Origin of the sequence: Streptomyces dengpaensis, assembly GCF_002946835.1 — a bacterium.
In the GTDB taxonomy this organism is placed as follows: domain Bacteria; phylum Actinomycetota; class Actinomycetes; order Streptomycetales; family Streptomycetaceae; genus Streptomyces; species Streptomyces dengpaensis.
Window position 1 is genome coordinate 1003034 of record NZ_CP026652.1, and the last position, 14401, is coordinate 1017434.

16 protein-coding genes are annotated in these 14401 nt (G+C 70.4%); 7 read left to right on the forward strand and 9 right to left on the reverse strand.

All coding sequences use genetic code 11. The features are described 5' to 3' along the window. The first annotated feature begins 241 nt into the window (after nt 1-241). Nucleotides 242-610 (forward strand): effector-associated constant component EACC1, encoded by a 369-nt coding sequence (locus tag C4B68_RS04705; protein WP_099502446.1) that lies wholly within the window; start codon nt 242-244, stop codon nt 608-610. 11 nt (nt 611-621) lie between these two features. Next, nucleotides 622-1605, forward strand: coding sequence for a caspase family protein (locus tag C4B68_RS04710; protein ID WP_143674353.1), 984 nt, complete (start codon nt 622-624; stop codon nt 1603-1605). Nucleotides 1606-1642: 37 nt separating this feature from the next. Here C4B68_RS04710 and C4B68_RS41715 read toward each other — a convergent pair whose 3' ends face one another. Further along, complete coding sequence (locus C4B68_RS41715) at nt 1643-1801, reverse strand: hypothetical protein (RefSeq protein WP_167459008.1); 159 nt, start codon at nt 1799-1801, stop codon at nt 1643-1645. Between the two features lie 277 nt (nt 1802-2078). Between C4B68_RS41715 and C4B68_RS04715 the strand changes: the two genes are divergently transcribed. Both C4B68_RS04715 and C4B68_RS04720 read left to right on the forward strand, forming a co-directional pair. Next, nucleotides 2079-2543, forward strand: coding sequence for a cupin domain-containing protein (locus C4B68_RS04715; protein ID WP_099502444.1), 465 nt, complete (start codon nt 2079-2081; stop codon nt 2541-2543). Between the two features lie 64 nt (nt 2544-2607). Beyond that, nucleotides 2608-3165, forward strand: coding sequence for a DUF5134 domain-containing protein (locus C4B68_RS04720; RefSeq protein WP_099502443.1), 558 nt, complete (start codon nt 2608-2610; stop codon nt 3163-3165). A gap of 263 nt (nt 3166-3428) precedes the next feature. On the opposite strand, the gene C4B68_RS41720 is transcribed toward C4B68_RS04720, so the two are convergent. The 6 genes from C4B68_RS41720 to C4B68_RS04745 form a co-directional block, all read right to left on the reverse strand. Further along, the gene (locus C4B68_RS41720) at nt 3429-3578 is read right to left on the reverse strand and encodes a hypothetical protein (RefSeq protein WP_167458935.1); all 150 of its coding nucleotides are present in this window, start codon (nt 3576-3578) and stop codon (nt 3429-3431) included. A gap of 54 nt (nt 3579-3632) precedes the next feature. Beyond that, nucleotides 3633-4232 (reverse strand): GTP-binding protein, encoded by a 600-nt coding sequence (locus C4B68_RS04725; protein WP_099502442.1) that lies wholly within the window; start codon nt 4230-4232, stop codon nt 3633-3635. Beyond that, nucleotides 4210-4581 carry a DUF742 domain-containing protein gene (locus C4B68_RS04730; protein ID WP_099502441.1) on the reverse strand — a complete coding sequence of 124 codons (372 nt, stop codon included), beginning with the start codon at nt 4579-4581 and terminating at the stop codon, nt 4210-4212. The genes C4B68_RS04725 and C4B68_RS04730 overlap by 23 nt, the downstream gene beginning before the upstream one ends. A gap of 2 nt (nt 4582-4583) precedes the next feature. Beyond that, nucleotides 4584-5018, reverse strand: a complete 435-nt coding sequence (locus C4B68_RS04735; protein ID WP_099502440.1) for a roadblock/LC7 domain-containing protein — start codon at nt 5016-5018, stop codon at nt 4584-4586. Between the two features lie 92 nt (nt 5019-5110). Beyond that, entirely contained in the window at nt 5111-7459 is a 2349-nt protein-coding gene (locus C4B68_RS04740) for a sensor histidine kinase (RefSeq protein WP_240634179.1), read from the reverse strand. 348 nt (nt 7460-7807) lie between these two features. After that, nucleotides 7808-9025 carry an MBL fold metallo-hydrolase gene (locus C4B68_RS04745; RefSeq protein ID WP_099502439.1) on the reverse strand — a complete coding sequence of 406 codons (1218 nt, stop codon included), beginning with the start codon at nt 9023-9025 and terminating at the stop codon, nt 7808-7810. 353 nt (nt 9026-9378) lie between these two features. Between C4B68_RS04745 and C4B68_RS04750 the strand changes: the two genes are divergently transcribed. Continuing rightward, entirely contained in the window at nt 9379-10557 is a 1179-nt protein-coding gene (locus C4B68_RS04750; RefSeq protein WP_099502438.1) for a Glu/Leu/Phe/Val dehydrogenase dimerization domain-containing protein, read from the forward strand. Between the two features lie 139 nt (nt 10558-10696). Next, entirely contained in the window at nt 10697-11317 is a 621-nt protein-coding gene (locus C4B68_RS04755; protein WP_276311549.1) for a TetR/AcrR family transcriptional regulator, read from the forward strand. Between the two features lie 383 nt (nt 11318-11700). On the opposite strand, the gene C4B68_RS04760 is transcribed toward C4B68_RS04755, so the two are convergent. Both C4B68_RS04760 and C4B68_RS04765 read right to left on the reverse strand, forming a co-directional pair. Further along, nucleotides 11701-12093 carry an SIMPL domain-containing protein gene (locus C4B68_RS04760; protein WP_099502436.1) on the reverse strand — a complete coding sequence of 131 codons (393 nt, stop codon included), beginning with the start codon at nt 12091-12093 and terminating at the stop codon, nt 11701-11703. A gap of 274 nt (nt 12094-12367) precedes the next feature. Next, complete coding sequence (locus C4B68_RS04765) at nt 12368-13153, reverse strand: SGNH/GDSL hydrolase family protein (protein ID WP_099502435.1); 786 nt, start codon at nt 13151-13153, stop codon at nt 12368-12370. A gap of 449 nt (nt 13154-13602) precedes the next feature. Between C4B68_RS04765 and C4B68_RS04770 the strand changes: the two genes are divergently transcribed. Beyond that, nucleotides 13603-14400, forward strand: a complete 798-nt coding sequence (locus C4B68_RS04770) for a tyrosine-protein phosphatase (protein WP_099502434.1) — start codon at nt 13603-13605, stop codon at nt 14398-14400. Nucleotide 14401: the final 1 nt, after the last annotated feature.

Consider the following 14401-nt stretch of genomic DNA (forward strand, 5'->3'; position numbering starts at 1 on the left):
GGGCGCCGAGTTCCTCCGTGGGGGCGAGGTCAACCTTCCGCGAGCGGCCGGTTCCGTATGAGGAGAGTCAGGGCCTGTGGTCAAGGCGTGTTCGGTTGGCTACTCTCTGATTTCCGTCAAGTGCCGTGCACCAGAGGCCTACTGCTGCCTGCCTTCGCTGTTCTTGGGGCGGCGGCTCGGATCCTCCGTGATGGAAAGGCGCCACGCAGTTCACGATTCGGCTGACTGCAAGGGGGACGCGATGCCTGAGATGATCTTCGGTTTCGGTGGGAACGACGCGCAGGAGATCGCCGATGAGGTGCAGAGCCTCGCGGAGTGGTTCGATGAGACACAGACCGTACGGCAGGCCGATATCACCAGGGTGAAGGGCCGGATACCGTCAGGCAGACAGGGCCTCCTCGACGAAACGCTGCGCTACTTCAGCGAGTCGGACCCTGTGGTCGCCGCCGGCGTGACGGCCTACTTCACCTGGCTGTACCAGAGGATCAAGACGAAGACTGTCAAGGTGAGCATCACGTGCCCCAACGGAGTAGTGATCAGCGGCACAGCGAAAACGTCGGATGACGTCTCCACGATCAAGGAGCGACTCCGTCGCGACTGCCAGGTGTGAAGGGGAGCTCGATGAAGGTGCCGTGGCCGACACGTCTGGTCGACCGGGAGAACTCGTGGGCGGTGCTCGTAGGAACGTCCGAGCAGCACTCTCCGCCCAGTAACCTGCCCCCGATTCCGCAGGCCGCGACAAGCGTTGAGGATTTCGCCCAGGTCCTGACCGGGCCCGTAGGCCTGTTCGCGAAGGAACGCGTCTTCACGGTGACGAATCCCAGAAGCACCGAGGAGGTTCTCGGCGTCCTCGATCGCATAGCGGGCCATAAGCCGGACGTCGTCCTGTTCTACTACGTCGGTCACGGCATGCAGGGGTCGCTCGCCGACGCCGGCAGCGGACGCAAGGAGCTGTTCCTCGCGCTTCCCGGGTCGATCGACGAACAGGCCGAAGCGGTCCGCACCGGCCTGCCCGTCAGTTCCGTCTTCAGCCGCCTCCGGTATCTGAGGGCAAAACAGTCAGTTGTGGTCCTCGACTGCTGCTGGGCCGCCCGAGCACTGGACGAACCCGGTGCCGGGGACGTTCACATTCTGTGCGCCACCGACAAGAACACTCCGGCGCTCTACGAGTTGACGGGGCGCCACACGGGGTTCACGGGAAGCCTGCTGGACCTGTTCGAGAAAGGGATTCCGGACGGCCCGCAGTATCTGGACCTGCAGACAGTCTTCCATCACCTTTCCGTGGTGCTGCCCACTACGCGCTGCACGGCGTCGGAGGAGTCCAACGGGTGCCTGCCGCGTCCTCGGCAGCAGACCACGGACCAGCGGGGCAATCTCGCGCTCGTCCGCAACCAGGCGTTCGGCACCGGGCTCAGTGCGGAAGGTCTTTCAACTCGGGCGGAGTTCGCCCGCCGTGTCGCGGCGCTGGGTGAGGACCCGCTGATAGATACGGGCGACCAGCGCATGCTTCTGGCACACGCAGCCGAACTCTTCGCGGCGATCGCGGTGGACACGGCCGCCCTTCACAACGCGCCGGACCTGGGGCGTCCGATTCTCACTGAATGACGTCGAATCCGCGTACAGCCTCCTGGCCTCCCGTCCGTCAGATGCCTCGCGTGCCCTGTGAGTGGTCTTCGCCCTCCCGCCGTTCGAGCCGCTCGACCAGCTCCGTCGCCAGGGACATGGCCCGCTGGTCCCGCCGCGGCGGCGAGCCCAGCATCTGGGCCGCGAACGCCTCCAGCCGCGGACGGACCTCTTCCATCTCCTCAGGTGTCACACCTGAGGAGATCACAACCCACACCCGGCAGGACAGACCAGTTACCTGACAAAGCCCTAATAGGACAGGACTCGCCGCGTTGTTGTGACACCGCACCACCGGCACAGGGGCGCGAACGGCACCGCCCGCCGTCGCCGATGTCACGGATCCACCGCGTGCTCGGTCATGGTGAGGAAACAATCTTGAGACCAGATACGCGACCACATGTCCGGCGGACGGTGTGCCGCCCACGACGTGGTGGGCCTATGGAAGGTGAGACACAATGTCGGAGAACTCACAGCACGGGCACGACGGCCACGGCCACGGCCATGGGACCGGCGGCGAGGACGGCCCGAGCTGGACCAGGGCGGCGAAGATGCTCCAAGACGCCTCCCCGATCACCGTCCCCGAGGGCGCCTCGGCGATGACGATCCACGTCGAGTGGGAGCCCGGCGACCCCGGCACCCCGCCGCACCGGCACTCCGGCCCGGCGTTCGGTTACGTCATCAGGGGTGCGGTCCGCTTCGAACTCGAGGGCGAGCCCGAGCGCGTCGTCGAGGCCGGCGGCACGTTCTGGGAGCCGGGCGGCGACGTCATCCACTACCAGGACGGCAACGCCCTCACCGACGCCAAGACCGAGTTCGTGGTCACCATGATGTGCGCGCCGGGCAAGCCCATGCTCGAGCTCGTCGACGAGGAGGAGCTCAAGCAGCGCGCCCACCTGCGCGCCCCGCGGCCCACCGCCTGACCCGCACATCCACGCCGGTTCCGAACGGAGCAGGTCGCTCCGGAGCGAGAGGGCGCGATCAGGCATGAGTGCCTCCGATGCCGTGTACTGCATGCTGACCGCGCTGTTCACGGCCACCGCCGTCCACGGGCTGCGGCGCGGCGTGATGTCCCGCAACACCGGATGGCGCGGACGCGGCGACCACTTGCTGCACACCGCCATGGCCCTGGTCATGGCGGTGATGCCGTGGAGCTGGGGCAGGTCGCTGCACCACACCGCGCAGGCGGTGTTCTTCGCGGCCGCCGCCCTGTGGTTCCCGCTCACCGCCGTCTGCCGGCACCAGGAGTCCCGCCTCGCCGCCACCGTCAGAAGACTGCCCTATACCGTCGGCATGGCCGCGATGGCGTGGATGGCGTGGACGGCCCACACCGCGGGCCCGCCGGCAGCCGCCGAAGCGACCACCGCCGCGCTGGCGCTGTACCTCCTGACGTACGCCCTGTGGTCGCTGATCCGCGTCATGCCTGCCCTGCGCACCGCCCCGTACCCCGCGGCGGGCCCGCACGCCGGGCAGGAGCCCTACGGGCACTTCTGGGACGGGTCGATGGCCCTGGGCACGGTCATCATGCTACTCATGCCGCACTGACCTCCGCCCACCCGCCACCGCAACCGCCCCCCAGGGGGCACATGCTGACAATCCCTCACCACACAGGTGATGTCCGCATGTTGTGTGCAGTGCCGTGTGCCAGGCCAGGGCGGCCCCCCGGGGCGCGCCCTGGCCTGGCGACGGCGCCCCGGCCGCCTGCTGTCCGCCGCGCTGGCGGGATGCGCCGCCCTCGCCGTGACCGCAGTGCGCCGACCCCGCCCCGGGCCCGGTGTCACACGGCCCGGGGACGGCCCGCCCCCGGTTCACAGACCGCCGACGACTGCCTTGCTGCGCATCAGGAAATCCGACAGGTAGCTGTCGTGGGCCCCCGGCGCCATCCAGTAGGTGGGCCAGTCGCCGATGTACACGTTGGCGATGCCGAGGCGCCCGCTCAGCACCCTGGCCTCCGGCACTGTGCCGCCTCTCGCGCAGGGGACATATGTGGGCTCCGTGACGTGGCATGGGCGTCATATGTGGGCTCCGTGGCTCGGGGCGTGTGCGGGCGCGTGGGCGAGGAGGTGACGGACCAGGGTGAGCAGGGTCTGCACGCCCGAGCTGGAGATCCGGGCATCGCAGCACACGACGGGGATCTCGGCGTCGAGGTCGATGGCCGCGCGCACCTCCTCGGGGTCGTAGCGGTAGGAGCCGTCGAACTCGTTGATGGCGACGATGAATCCGAGGCCGCGCTGCTCGAAGAAGTCGACGGCGGCGAAGCAGTCCTCCAGGCGGCGGGTGTCGGCGAGGATCACCGCGCCCAGCGCGCCTTCGGAGAGCTCGTCCCACATGAACCAGAACCGCTGCTGCCCGGGCGTACCGAACAGATAGAGGACGTGGTCCCGATCGAGGGTGATGCGGCCGAAGTCCATCGCCACGGTGGTCTCGACCTTGTTCTCGATGCCGTCGAGACTGTCGGTCGCGGCGCTGACCGTGGTCAGCAGCTCCTCCGTGCTGAGCGGTGCGATCTCGCTCACCGCGCCGACGAAGGTCGTCTTGCCGACCCCGAAACCTCCCGCCACCAGGATCTTCAGCGCGGTGGGGAAGGGGTCAGAGCTGTCGTCGTAGTCCATCGAGCACTGCCTCCAGAAGAGACTGGTCAGTGGGGTTGTGGTGGAAGGTCGCGGGCTTCGTGGTGAGCGCCCCGCAGTCGACGAGGTCGGAGAGCAGCACCTTGGTGACCGCCGCCGGCAGCTTCAGATGGGCGGCCGTCTCAGCGACCGAGACGGGCGCCCGGCACAGTTCGAGTGCCTGGGTGTGCTCGGGGCCGAGGTAGCCGAGGGGGGTGGATCCAGTGGCCCTCACCTGCGAGAGGAGGTCGAGCGCGGTCGTCGGCCGGGTCCGGCCGTTGCTGACCGTGTAGGGGCGCACAAGGCGTCCGGCCGCGTCATCGAGCCAGGGGCCGTCGCCGGCCGCGGCCACACTCAAGGCCTCAGTGCCGAGGGTCCGACGGCGGGCTGCCGGGGCGCGGTCATCAGGTACGGCCGCACGCTCTTGACCAGCATCGCCATCTCGTAGCCGAGCACCGCCGCGTCGGCCTCGCGGCCGGCGAGCACGGCGAGACAGGTGCCGGAGCCCGCGGTGGAGACGAACAGCAGGGTCGAGTCGAGCTCGACGACGACCTGCCGTACGTCGCCGCCGTCCCCGAAGCGGAGGCCCGCGCTGCGGCCGAGGGAGTAGAGGCCGGACGCCAGCGCCGCCATGTGGTCGGCGCTGTCCGGGTCGAGGCCGTGAACCGACTTCACAAGTCCGTCGCAGGACAGCAGTACCGCGCTTGTGGTGTGCGGTACGCGTTGTACGAGGCCGCTCATCAGCCAGTCGAGATCGGATACATGGCCGGTCGGCGCATCGCTCGCCATAGTGGATCGACTCCTTGAAGTACGCAGGTCTGCGGGAGCGGAGGGGGTGGGGGTGAGGGTGGGGGTAGTGAGGGGCGTGGTGAGGGGCGTGGTCATTCGGCCGGTGCGCTCCCGTCGTGCCGGGCGGTGAGGTCGTGTCCGGGGGCGGGCGCGGGAGCGGTGCCCCGCGTCCCGTGCGCCTCGTGGGGCGCCGGCGCGTGCGCCGTGTGCGCTTCGGCTATGTGCGCCGAGGATGCGCGCGTCGCGTCTGTCGGTCGTACGTCCGTGGGGGCGGCGCCGGTGGAGGCGGCGCCGGTGGAGGTCGCGCCGGTGGAGGCGGCGCCGGTGGAGGTCGCGCCGCGGGGAGTGGCACGCGCGGACGATGCCTCGCCGACCTGGGCCCCGCCGTCCATGTGCAGCGCATCCATGTGCGATCGCTCCATGTGCGCACTGCCCATATGCGCGTTGTCCATATGCGCGTTGTCCATATGCGCGTTGTCCATATGCGCGTTGTCCATATGCGCGTTATCCATGTGGGCGCGGTCCCTGGCCGCCTTGTCTCCGAGGGCACGGTCCATGTGGGGCGCACCCACAGGCGGCACCTCCACCCGGACCACTTCCAGGGGCGGCAGCGGCTCCGTGTGCACCAGGTCGAGGTGTGCCCGTTCCCTGGGCGATGCCTCCATGGATGGCGCCTCCATCGACGGTGCCTCCCTGCGCTCCGCCTCCGCGTGGGCCGCCTCCGCGAGTCCGATGCCGCGCTGGAACGCCGCCATGAGACCCGGGTCGTGGCCGACGACGTACTCCGTGTCCTGTCGGGGCGCGGGCCCGTCCCGCAGTTGGGGCGCGAGGTGCTCCTGGGCGCGTCGCGTGGGCAGTTGGGGCTTGCCCATAGTGCCGCGGACGGTTCCGCCCTGCGGTGTGAGCGGAGCGGCCACGTTCTCCACGGCGATGCGCCGGTCTTCGGGGCGAATGCCGGGCACGGCGTCCGCCGGATTGGGCCGGTCCCTGTGGGTATCTCGCATGGGCAGCGGCGTGGGACCGCCGCCACCCGCGACCGGCGGGGCCGGTGCACCCGGCGCGGCGGGCGGCGGTGCCTGGTCGCGCTGGGACTGCCGCGGCACAGCGGGCACCGCACGGCCTCCGGGCGCCGCGGGTGCCGACGCCGCCTGCGCGGTCTGCGGCCTCTCTGACGGCCCCCGTCCCCCGGTCATCTCCCGGTGCTGCCCCTGCGTTACGCCCCCAGGGGCGCCCGGCGCCGCCCCCAACAGCCCCTGTGGCACGACGAGTACGGCTTGGACACCGCCGTAGATGTTGGACTGCAACCGGACGTGGATGCCGTGCCGCCGGGCGAGTTGCGAGACCACGAACAGGCCGATGCGCCCATCCTGCAGCAGGCTGGCGACGTTGACCTGGTCGGGGTCGGCGAGCAGGGCGTTCATCTTGTTCTGCTCGCCGAGCGGCATGCCGAGGCCCCGGTCCTCGACCTCGACGGCGAGCCCGGAGGTGACGAGGTTTGCGCGGAGCAGCACTTGGGTGTGCGGGGCCGAGAACACCGTGGCGTTCTCGACGAGTTCGGCCAGCAGGTGGATCACGTCCGCGACCGCGTGCCCGCGCAGCATGCCATCGATCGGGGGAACCAGTTTGACCCGCGAGTACTGCTCTACCTCGGCGATCGCGGACCGCAGCACCTCCGTCATGGACACGGGGTTGCTCCACTGGCGGCGCGAGACCGCACCGCCGAGCACGGCGAGGTTCTCGGCGTGACGCCGGATGCGGGTGGCGAGGTGGTCGACGTGGAAGAGGCCCTTGAGCAGGTCGGGGTCCTCGATGCCGTTCTCGAGCTCGTCAAGGATCGAGATCTCGCGGTGCACGAGGGACTGCAGCCGCCGGGCCAGATTGACGAAGACCTCGACCTTCTGTTCGCTGCCCGCGTGGCTGGAGAGCTGCGCGGCCTGCACGACGGCCGCGACGGCACCGTCGTGGGCGCGCGAGAGGTCAGCGGCGAGCAGTTCGAAGTCGTCGGCGTCCGCGGGAGGTTGGCGACGCGCCTTGCGGGCGGGCGGACTGTCGCCCCGGCGCAGCCCTTCGACGAGGGCGCGCAGGTCGGCCTCGGTGCGCGCGCTCGTGCGTCGCAGGGCGCCCAGCCGCTCCCGTACGGACTGGGCGGCGCGGTCGGCGGCCACGGCGGCGATCAGGATGCCGGCCAGGGTCACGCCCACGGCTCCGGCGAGGACGGCCCACAGCGTGAGGCCGGGCCGGGCTCCTGTGGAGCGGACGGTGAACAGGACGGCCGCGCTCGCGCTGAGGGCCACCGCGATCGGCGGCAGGACGGCCAGGCGCAGCAGTTGGGGCCGCAGGTGGGTCTCGGGGAGCGAGGGGGCGGTGTGGGCGACGGGTCGCCCGTGCCGCCCGCCCTCGCGGCGGTCTGGGCGTGCGGCCGGTGCGCGAAGCTGAGACATCGGTGTCCTCGTACTGTGGCGTCGGGGGCACAGGGGCCCCCTCGGATCGTGCGCGACTCGGGCGTGCGCCATCGCGGTGCCGGTCGAGAGAGCCGAAAAAAACGGCCCCACGTCGCCCGACGGCAACTGACAGTAGTCGCCAACCCATCATCTGCGGTGGGCAGTTGACAAACTCCCCCGCACATGGTCCCGCTCTGGTATGAGGCCTCGTACGACAGACCGATACCTCCATCGGGCACGCGTTCTATCGGGGCGTCGACCCGATCGGAGCTGGTCAGAAGTGGTCACAAACAAACGGCGAGGGCCGGGGAGCAGTACGCTCCCCGGCCCTCGCCGGCGTTCGGACATTCAGCCCGCGGGCACCGTCTCCGGCTCTCCGCTGTCCTCCGTCGAGCCATCGGCGACATCACGCGGTGTGTCGGCGACGGTCTCCTCGATGGCGGGCCAGCCACCCGCCGGCGCCAGGGCCACGCCGCGCCACCAGGGCGCGGACGGGACGGTCTCCGCGGTGGGCTCGAAGGGCTCGCCGGGGCAGGGCAGCGCGACGCGCGCGCCGATCGCGCGCGCGGCGGCCATCGTCCCCTCGCCGGGGTCCACCCAGGGGTGGGTCGCCAGGTTGAACGTCGCCCAGTGGATCGGCAGCATTACTCCCGAGGGCTGCCCGCCCTGAAGGTCCAGGTGGGCGCGCATGCCCTCCTCGGGCGTCATGTGGATGTCGGGCCAGAACTCGCTGTACGCGCCGATCTGGATCATCGTGGCGTCGAACGGGCCGTGCGCGGCGCCTATGTCCTTGAAGCCGTCGAAATAGCCGGTGTCGCCGCTGTGGTAGATCCGGTGCTCGTCGCCCGCGACGGCCCAGGAGGCCCAGAGCGTGTGCTGCGCGTTGCGCAGGCCGCGGCCGCAGAAGTGCCGGGCCGGTGTGGCGGTCAGGGAGATTCCGCCGACCTTCGTCGTCTCGTTCCAGTCCAGCTCGCGCAGTCGGTCCGCCGACACACCCCAGTGTTCGAGGTGGGCTCCCACACCGAGCGGCACCGCGAAGACCGTGTCCGTGCCGGCCAGGGCCTTGATGGTGGGCAGGTCGAGGTGGTCGTAGTGGTCGTGCGAGATGACGACCACGTCGACCGGGCCGAGCGCGGCCAGCGGCAGGGGCACCGGGTGCAGCCGCTTGGGCCCGGCGAAGCTGAACGGGGAGCAGCGCTCGCCCCAGACCGGGTCGAAGAGCACGCGGTGTCCGTCGATCTCGGCGAGCACGCTGGAGTGCCCCATCCAGGTCAGCCGCAGCCCGCTCGGCGCGGGCCTGGCCAGGTCGGCGACCGTCGTCGCATGCACCGGCACCGTCCCTGCCGGGGCGCGGTGGACGCGCTCCTCCTTGCGGAAGTAGACCCTCGCGAGCTCGATCATGGAGCCGTCCGGGCTGATCCGGGCACTCTCCGGGTTCTTGAAGGCACCGTCCGCGAAATTCGGTGATCTGCGGATGCGCTCAAGGCGCTCACCACCCGGATCCGCGCCAAATGCGGCGGGCCTCAGCGAACGCAGCCCGGAGCTCAAGGTACGGAAACCGGTCACGGATACCTCCAGATGGAGTCAGTCAGGCTTTCATTATGGTCGACGCCTCTGACAGCACCGGGTCGCCCCTGTCACAGCGCGATGTCCATAGCGCCCTCGGTCGCCATCTCCTCAACCCCACCGCGCACGCGCTTCTTCCACGCGAAGGAAAAGTACGCGAACACCCTGGGCACACGGGTGCTCACTGCCCGCGGAACCGCGTACGAGCTGAAGCCACCGGGCCCACGACCCCATACTGATCATCCATTCAGTACGTTGACACAGCCGCACCCGCTCCCAATACTGACCGATGATTCAGTAACTGCCCCATCGGCACAGTCGGCCCCGACCACCCGACAACATACGGAGACCTCATGACCGCCCCCCTGATGACGCTCACCTGGACGGACCATGTCACCGGCCGCCAGGGGTTCCTCGTCGTCGACCGGCTGGTGCGAGGCGTCTCCAGCGGCGGACTGCGGATGCGGCCCGGCTGCACGCTGGACGAGGTCGCCGGGCTCGCCCGCGGCATGACCATGAAGGAAGCGCTGCACTACAACCCCGAGGGCCACTACATCCCGCTGGGCGGCGCCAAGGGCGGCATCGACTGCGACCCCCAGGACCCGGCGGCGTACGGACTTCTGGTGCGCTATCTGCGCGCCATGCGCCCGTACATCGAGAGCTTCTGGACCACCGGAGAGGACCTGGGCCTCACCCAGGACCTCGTTGACCGGGCGGCCGACGAGGCGGGGCTCGTCTCGTCCATCCAGGCCGTTTACCCACTGCTGGACGACGAGAAGACGGCACGCCGGCGGCTCGCGGACGCCTTCGCGGTCGAGGTGGACGGCATCGGTCTCGACGAACTGGTCGGCGGCTGCGGCGTCGCCGAGTCGGTGCTCGCGGCCTTGGACCGCGCCGGGGTGGCGTACGCGGGGACGCGTGTCTCCGTGCAGGGTCTTGGCACCATGGGCGGGGCCACGGCGCGGTTCCTCACGCGCGCGGGACTCAACGTCGTGGCCGTCGCCGACGTCGAGGGCACGATCGCCAACCCCGAGGGCCTCGACGTCGAGGCGCTGCTCTCGGCGCGTGACGCGTACGGGACGGTCGACCGCTCGGCGCTGCGCCCCGCCGACCGTGGACTCCCCGGCGACGCCTGGCTGTCCGCCGACGCGGAGGTGCTGGTGCCCGCCGCCGTCTCGTACACGATCGACGCCGTGAATCAGCGGCACATCACCGCCCGCTGGATTGTCGAGGCGGCCAACATGCCCGTCCTGGCCGAGGCGGAGGAACTGCTCACCGCGCGCGGAGTCACCGTCCTGCCGGACGTGGTGGTCAACTCCGGGACGAACGCCTGGTGGTGGTGGACGCTGTTCGGTGACATCGGCGCCGACGCGGAGGAGGCGTTCGCGTACACGCGGCGCTCCATGCGCGCCCTGATCGACCAGATGCTGGCCCGCGCGGAGGCCGACGGCACGACGCCGCGGACCGCCGCGCACGCCATCGTCACCGACCGGCTGCCGGTGATCGCGGAGCGGTTCGGGTGGTACGGGTGACGGGCAGCTGCGGGACGTGATCACGTTCCGCCGGGAGTCCTTCCACACCGGGCACGGACAAGTGCCGGGTGGCGGCCCGGAGTTCCTCTGCTCGCAGCCACCGTCCGGCGGCGCCCCGGCGAGGGATTAGGGTTGCCGCGTGGCGAGAGTGCGGTTGAGCGTGGCGGAGCGGCGTGAGGAATTGCTGCGGGCCGCCGTCGAGCAGATCGAGGCGCGGGGTGTGGCGGCGGTGCGGATCGCCGACGTGGCCTCGGCACTCGGGGTGAGCAACGCGCTGGTGCTGTACCACTTTTCGACGAAGGAGAAGCTGGTCGCCGCCGCATTCACGTACGCGGCCGAGGACGACCTCGCCCATCTGCGCAAGCTGCTCGGCCGCCGGACGACGGCGCTACGACGGCTACGGGCCGCCGTACGCTGGTACGCGCCGACCGGGCAGGCCAAGGGATGGCGGCTGTGGATCGAGGGCTGGGCGGCGGCGCTGCGCGAGCCCGCGCTGCGCGAGGTCACGCGTGACCTCGACAAGCAGTGGAAGGCCGCGATCACCGAGGTGATCGCGCAGGGGGTGGCCGCGGGCGAGTTCCACTGCCCGGATCCCACGGGGGCGGCCCTGCGGCTCACGGCGCTGCTGGACGGGCTGGCCGTCCAGATGACGGCGTACACGGGTGCGGTGTCGCGGGCGCGGACCCAGGAGTGGGTGGACGAGGCGCTCGCGCGTGAACTGGGGCTTGAGCGGGAGGCGTTGGCGGCGGCGGTGCGCTGATTGCGCCTCGCCTCGCGGAGCCGCCGGCCCACCGCGGCCCGCGTCGCCGGTCGCGTCCGTGACATCAGCAAAACCGCACCCGTCCTGCTGATGTCACGGACCTTCGCCGCGAACGACTGCGCGGCCTTTTGACGTCCACGTCGCCCTGAAGGGCGGCGATTCCGGTCCGTACCGCTCCGCGGAACCACCGTGGGTTCCTGCTTCAGCGACCTGTGCCGTTCCGCGAGGAGCGGTCTTACCTGGTCTCCACAGGCGTGACTTCCCGCCCGTCCGGCGGTAGGTCCGCCAACTACGTTGTCGGACAAGGCGACATTAGCAGCAGCTCTGCAGCCCTCCGGGCCGCTGAGCCAAGGATGCCCTTCACCTCTCCCCTGAAGCGTGGATCACTGGGCAAGCGTTCGGTAGACCGTCAACTGGGAGACGCCGCCCTGGTCTTCGTAGACCGGGAACAGCGAGAGGCTGTCGGTACGGATGTCGCGCTCCGCCACACCTTGGGCGCGTACGGCGTCGAGCAGGGCGTCCGACGCGGCGCTCCACCCGGCGAACGCCTCCTTCGCCGTCTTCGCGGTGGCGTCGACGCCCGCGCCGATGATCGCGAGGTCCGGCGCGGCGGTGGTGCTGCCCTGGCCGGTGACGGTGACCGTCGAGGGGGTGGGCTCGGCGCTCAGTCCCGGGCGCCCGGGCAGCGCGAACGCGGGTGCCGTCACCGCCTGTTGGAGGCCTACGGCGAGGAGGGTCACGGCGAGTGCGGTGGACGCACCGAGGCCGAGCGGCATGCGGAGTCTCCTTCGGGCGTCTCCCCTCTCGGGACGGCGGGGCGGTTCGCGGTCATCCCAGCACCACCGACCGCGCCCCGCCCCGCGCCACTCCCACGCTGTCACCTCACCGGTCGAGCCACCGGCGGTTCCTCCACGTGCCGCCGGGGCTTCGGCTGCCGAGCCTCAGGCCACGACTCGGCCCGCGCGCCTCAGGCCCCCCGAGGCGACCCTTACGACTCATGCCCTCCGCCTCGACCCGCGCGGCCTCAGGCCCCGACGCGACCCGCGCGGCTCAGGCCACCGCCTCGATCCGCATCTTGATGTCGTCGGGCGAAAGGGCCCCCTTGGCCGCAACATGGTCCCCCGACGACTCCCCGCGCAACCGCCGCCCGATCCACGGGACCAGGTATTCGCGCGCCCATTGGATGTCGTCGCGCCGCACTTCGAGCGTGCCGCGCGGCGGCAGCGGCGGCCACGCCTGGTCCGGGTCGGCGGGTACGTCGAGACCGAGCACCTGGCCGGCGCGGAGCGCCACCCGGGTGTGGCCCTCGGGCGAGAGGTGCAGCCGGTCGCCGTCCCAGGCGCGGCGGTCCTGGACCGTCTTGAGCGACCACAGGTCGAGCACGGGACAGCCGTACCGGTCCGCGATGGCCCGCACATGTCCGTTGTACGTGGCGATCTTGCCGCGCAGATGCTTCAGCACGGGCACGCCACGGGTGTCGAAGCCGGTGGTCACCATGACGGTGCCGACGGCGGAGGTGAGGTCGGCGACCGCGCGCTCGAAGCGCTCCGCGACCTCGTCGGGGTCGGTGCCGGGCCGGATGATGTCGTTGCCGCCCGCGCAGAAGGAAACCAGTTCGGGGGCAAGCTCTTTGGCGCGCTGGAGCTGGCCTTCGACGATCTGGTCGAGCAGCTTGCCGCGTACGGCTAGATTGTTGTATTTGAAGTCGCCCTCGGGCCGCCGGTCCGCGAGAAGAACCGCGAAACGGTCGGCCCAACCGACAAAGGCCCCGTCAGGGCCGGGGTCGCCGACGCCCTCGGTGAAGCTGTCCCCCACCGCCACGTACGACCCGATCACTGATGTGTTGTCACTCTTCGAATCGTTTGCCACGTCGGCCCATGATTCCCGTTCCGATGTGAGCTACGCGACCGTAGGGAGGGGTTGACGGATGGTGAGATAAGCCACTCGCCAAGTATTGGCCAACTAGGGAATAGAGCCGGAGGGCGCGCCGGAGAGGCCGATCCACCGGCCCGGCGTCCGGGAAGCGCGGCCCCAGTTCGTCGCCGTCCGACGCGTGCTCCTCGAAGCGCCACTCGGCGCCGCCGCTCGTCCGTCCGCACGGAGAAGGCGGGGCGGGCCAAGGGCGAGGGCGGGGCGGGGCAAGGGCTCCGACGGCAGTGCCTGTGGACAACTCATTGCCTCAGGAACCCATGTCGTATCGTCAAGAGCGCGACCCGAAAAGCAGGAGCCGTCGGGGCCGCCGAGCGAGGCCCGGCAGCGACGACGGCCGAATGGGAGGAGCCCCCGTGACGCAGCAGGTCCCGTCGACCGAGCCCGAGCTTGCCGGAGTGCGCAATTTCCGGGACGTGGGCGGACTGCCCACCGTGGACGGCCGGCGAGTGAAGCACGGACAGCTCTTCCGCAGCGGCCACCTGGCGCACGCCAGCGAGGAGGACGCCGCGTTCCTCACCTCCCTGGGGCTGCACACGATCTTCGACTTCCGCAATGCCGCGGACCAGAAGCTGGAGGGCCCGGACGTCGAACTGCCGGGTGTACGGAATGTGAATCTTCCGCTGACCGACCCGGCCGACGGTGTGGAGTTCTGGAAGATGGTCCGCGACGGTGACATCGACCAGTTGCGCACACTTCTCTCGGACGGCCAGGCCGCGAACCGGATGATCGCCTCCTACCGCACGATCATCAAGGAGCGCACCTCCGAGCATTCCCAGGTGCTGCATTCACTGGCGAACGACAGCGTGCCCGCGCTGATGCACTGTGCGGCCGGCAAGGACCGCGCGGGCCTGTCGATAGCCGTGACCCTGCTCGCCCTCGGTGTCGAGCGCGACGCGATCGTGGCGGACTACCTGGAGTCGAACGCCAAGCACCGCCGCTACCGGGTGCGCCGCAGCAGCACCTCCGCCTCCGCGTACTCCCCGGAGGTCATGGATCTGCTCAGCCCGCTCTTCGACGCGCGCGCCGAATACCTTGCGGCGGCCTTCGAGACGATCGAGGAGACCTGGGGCGGCGTCGACCCCTACCTGGAGCAGGCGCTGCGGATCACCCCGGAGCTCCGGGGGCGCCTGCGCGAGAAGCTTCTCGACTGAC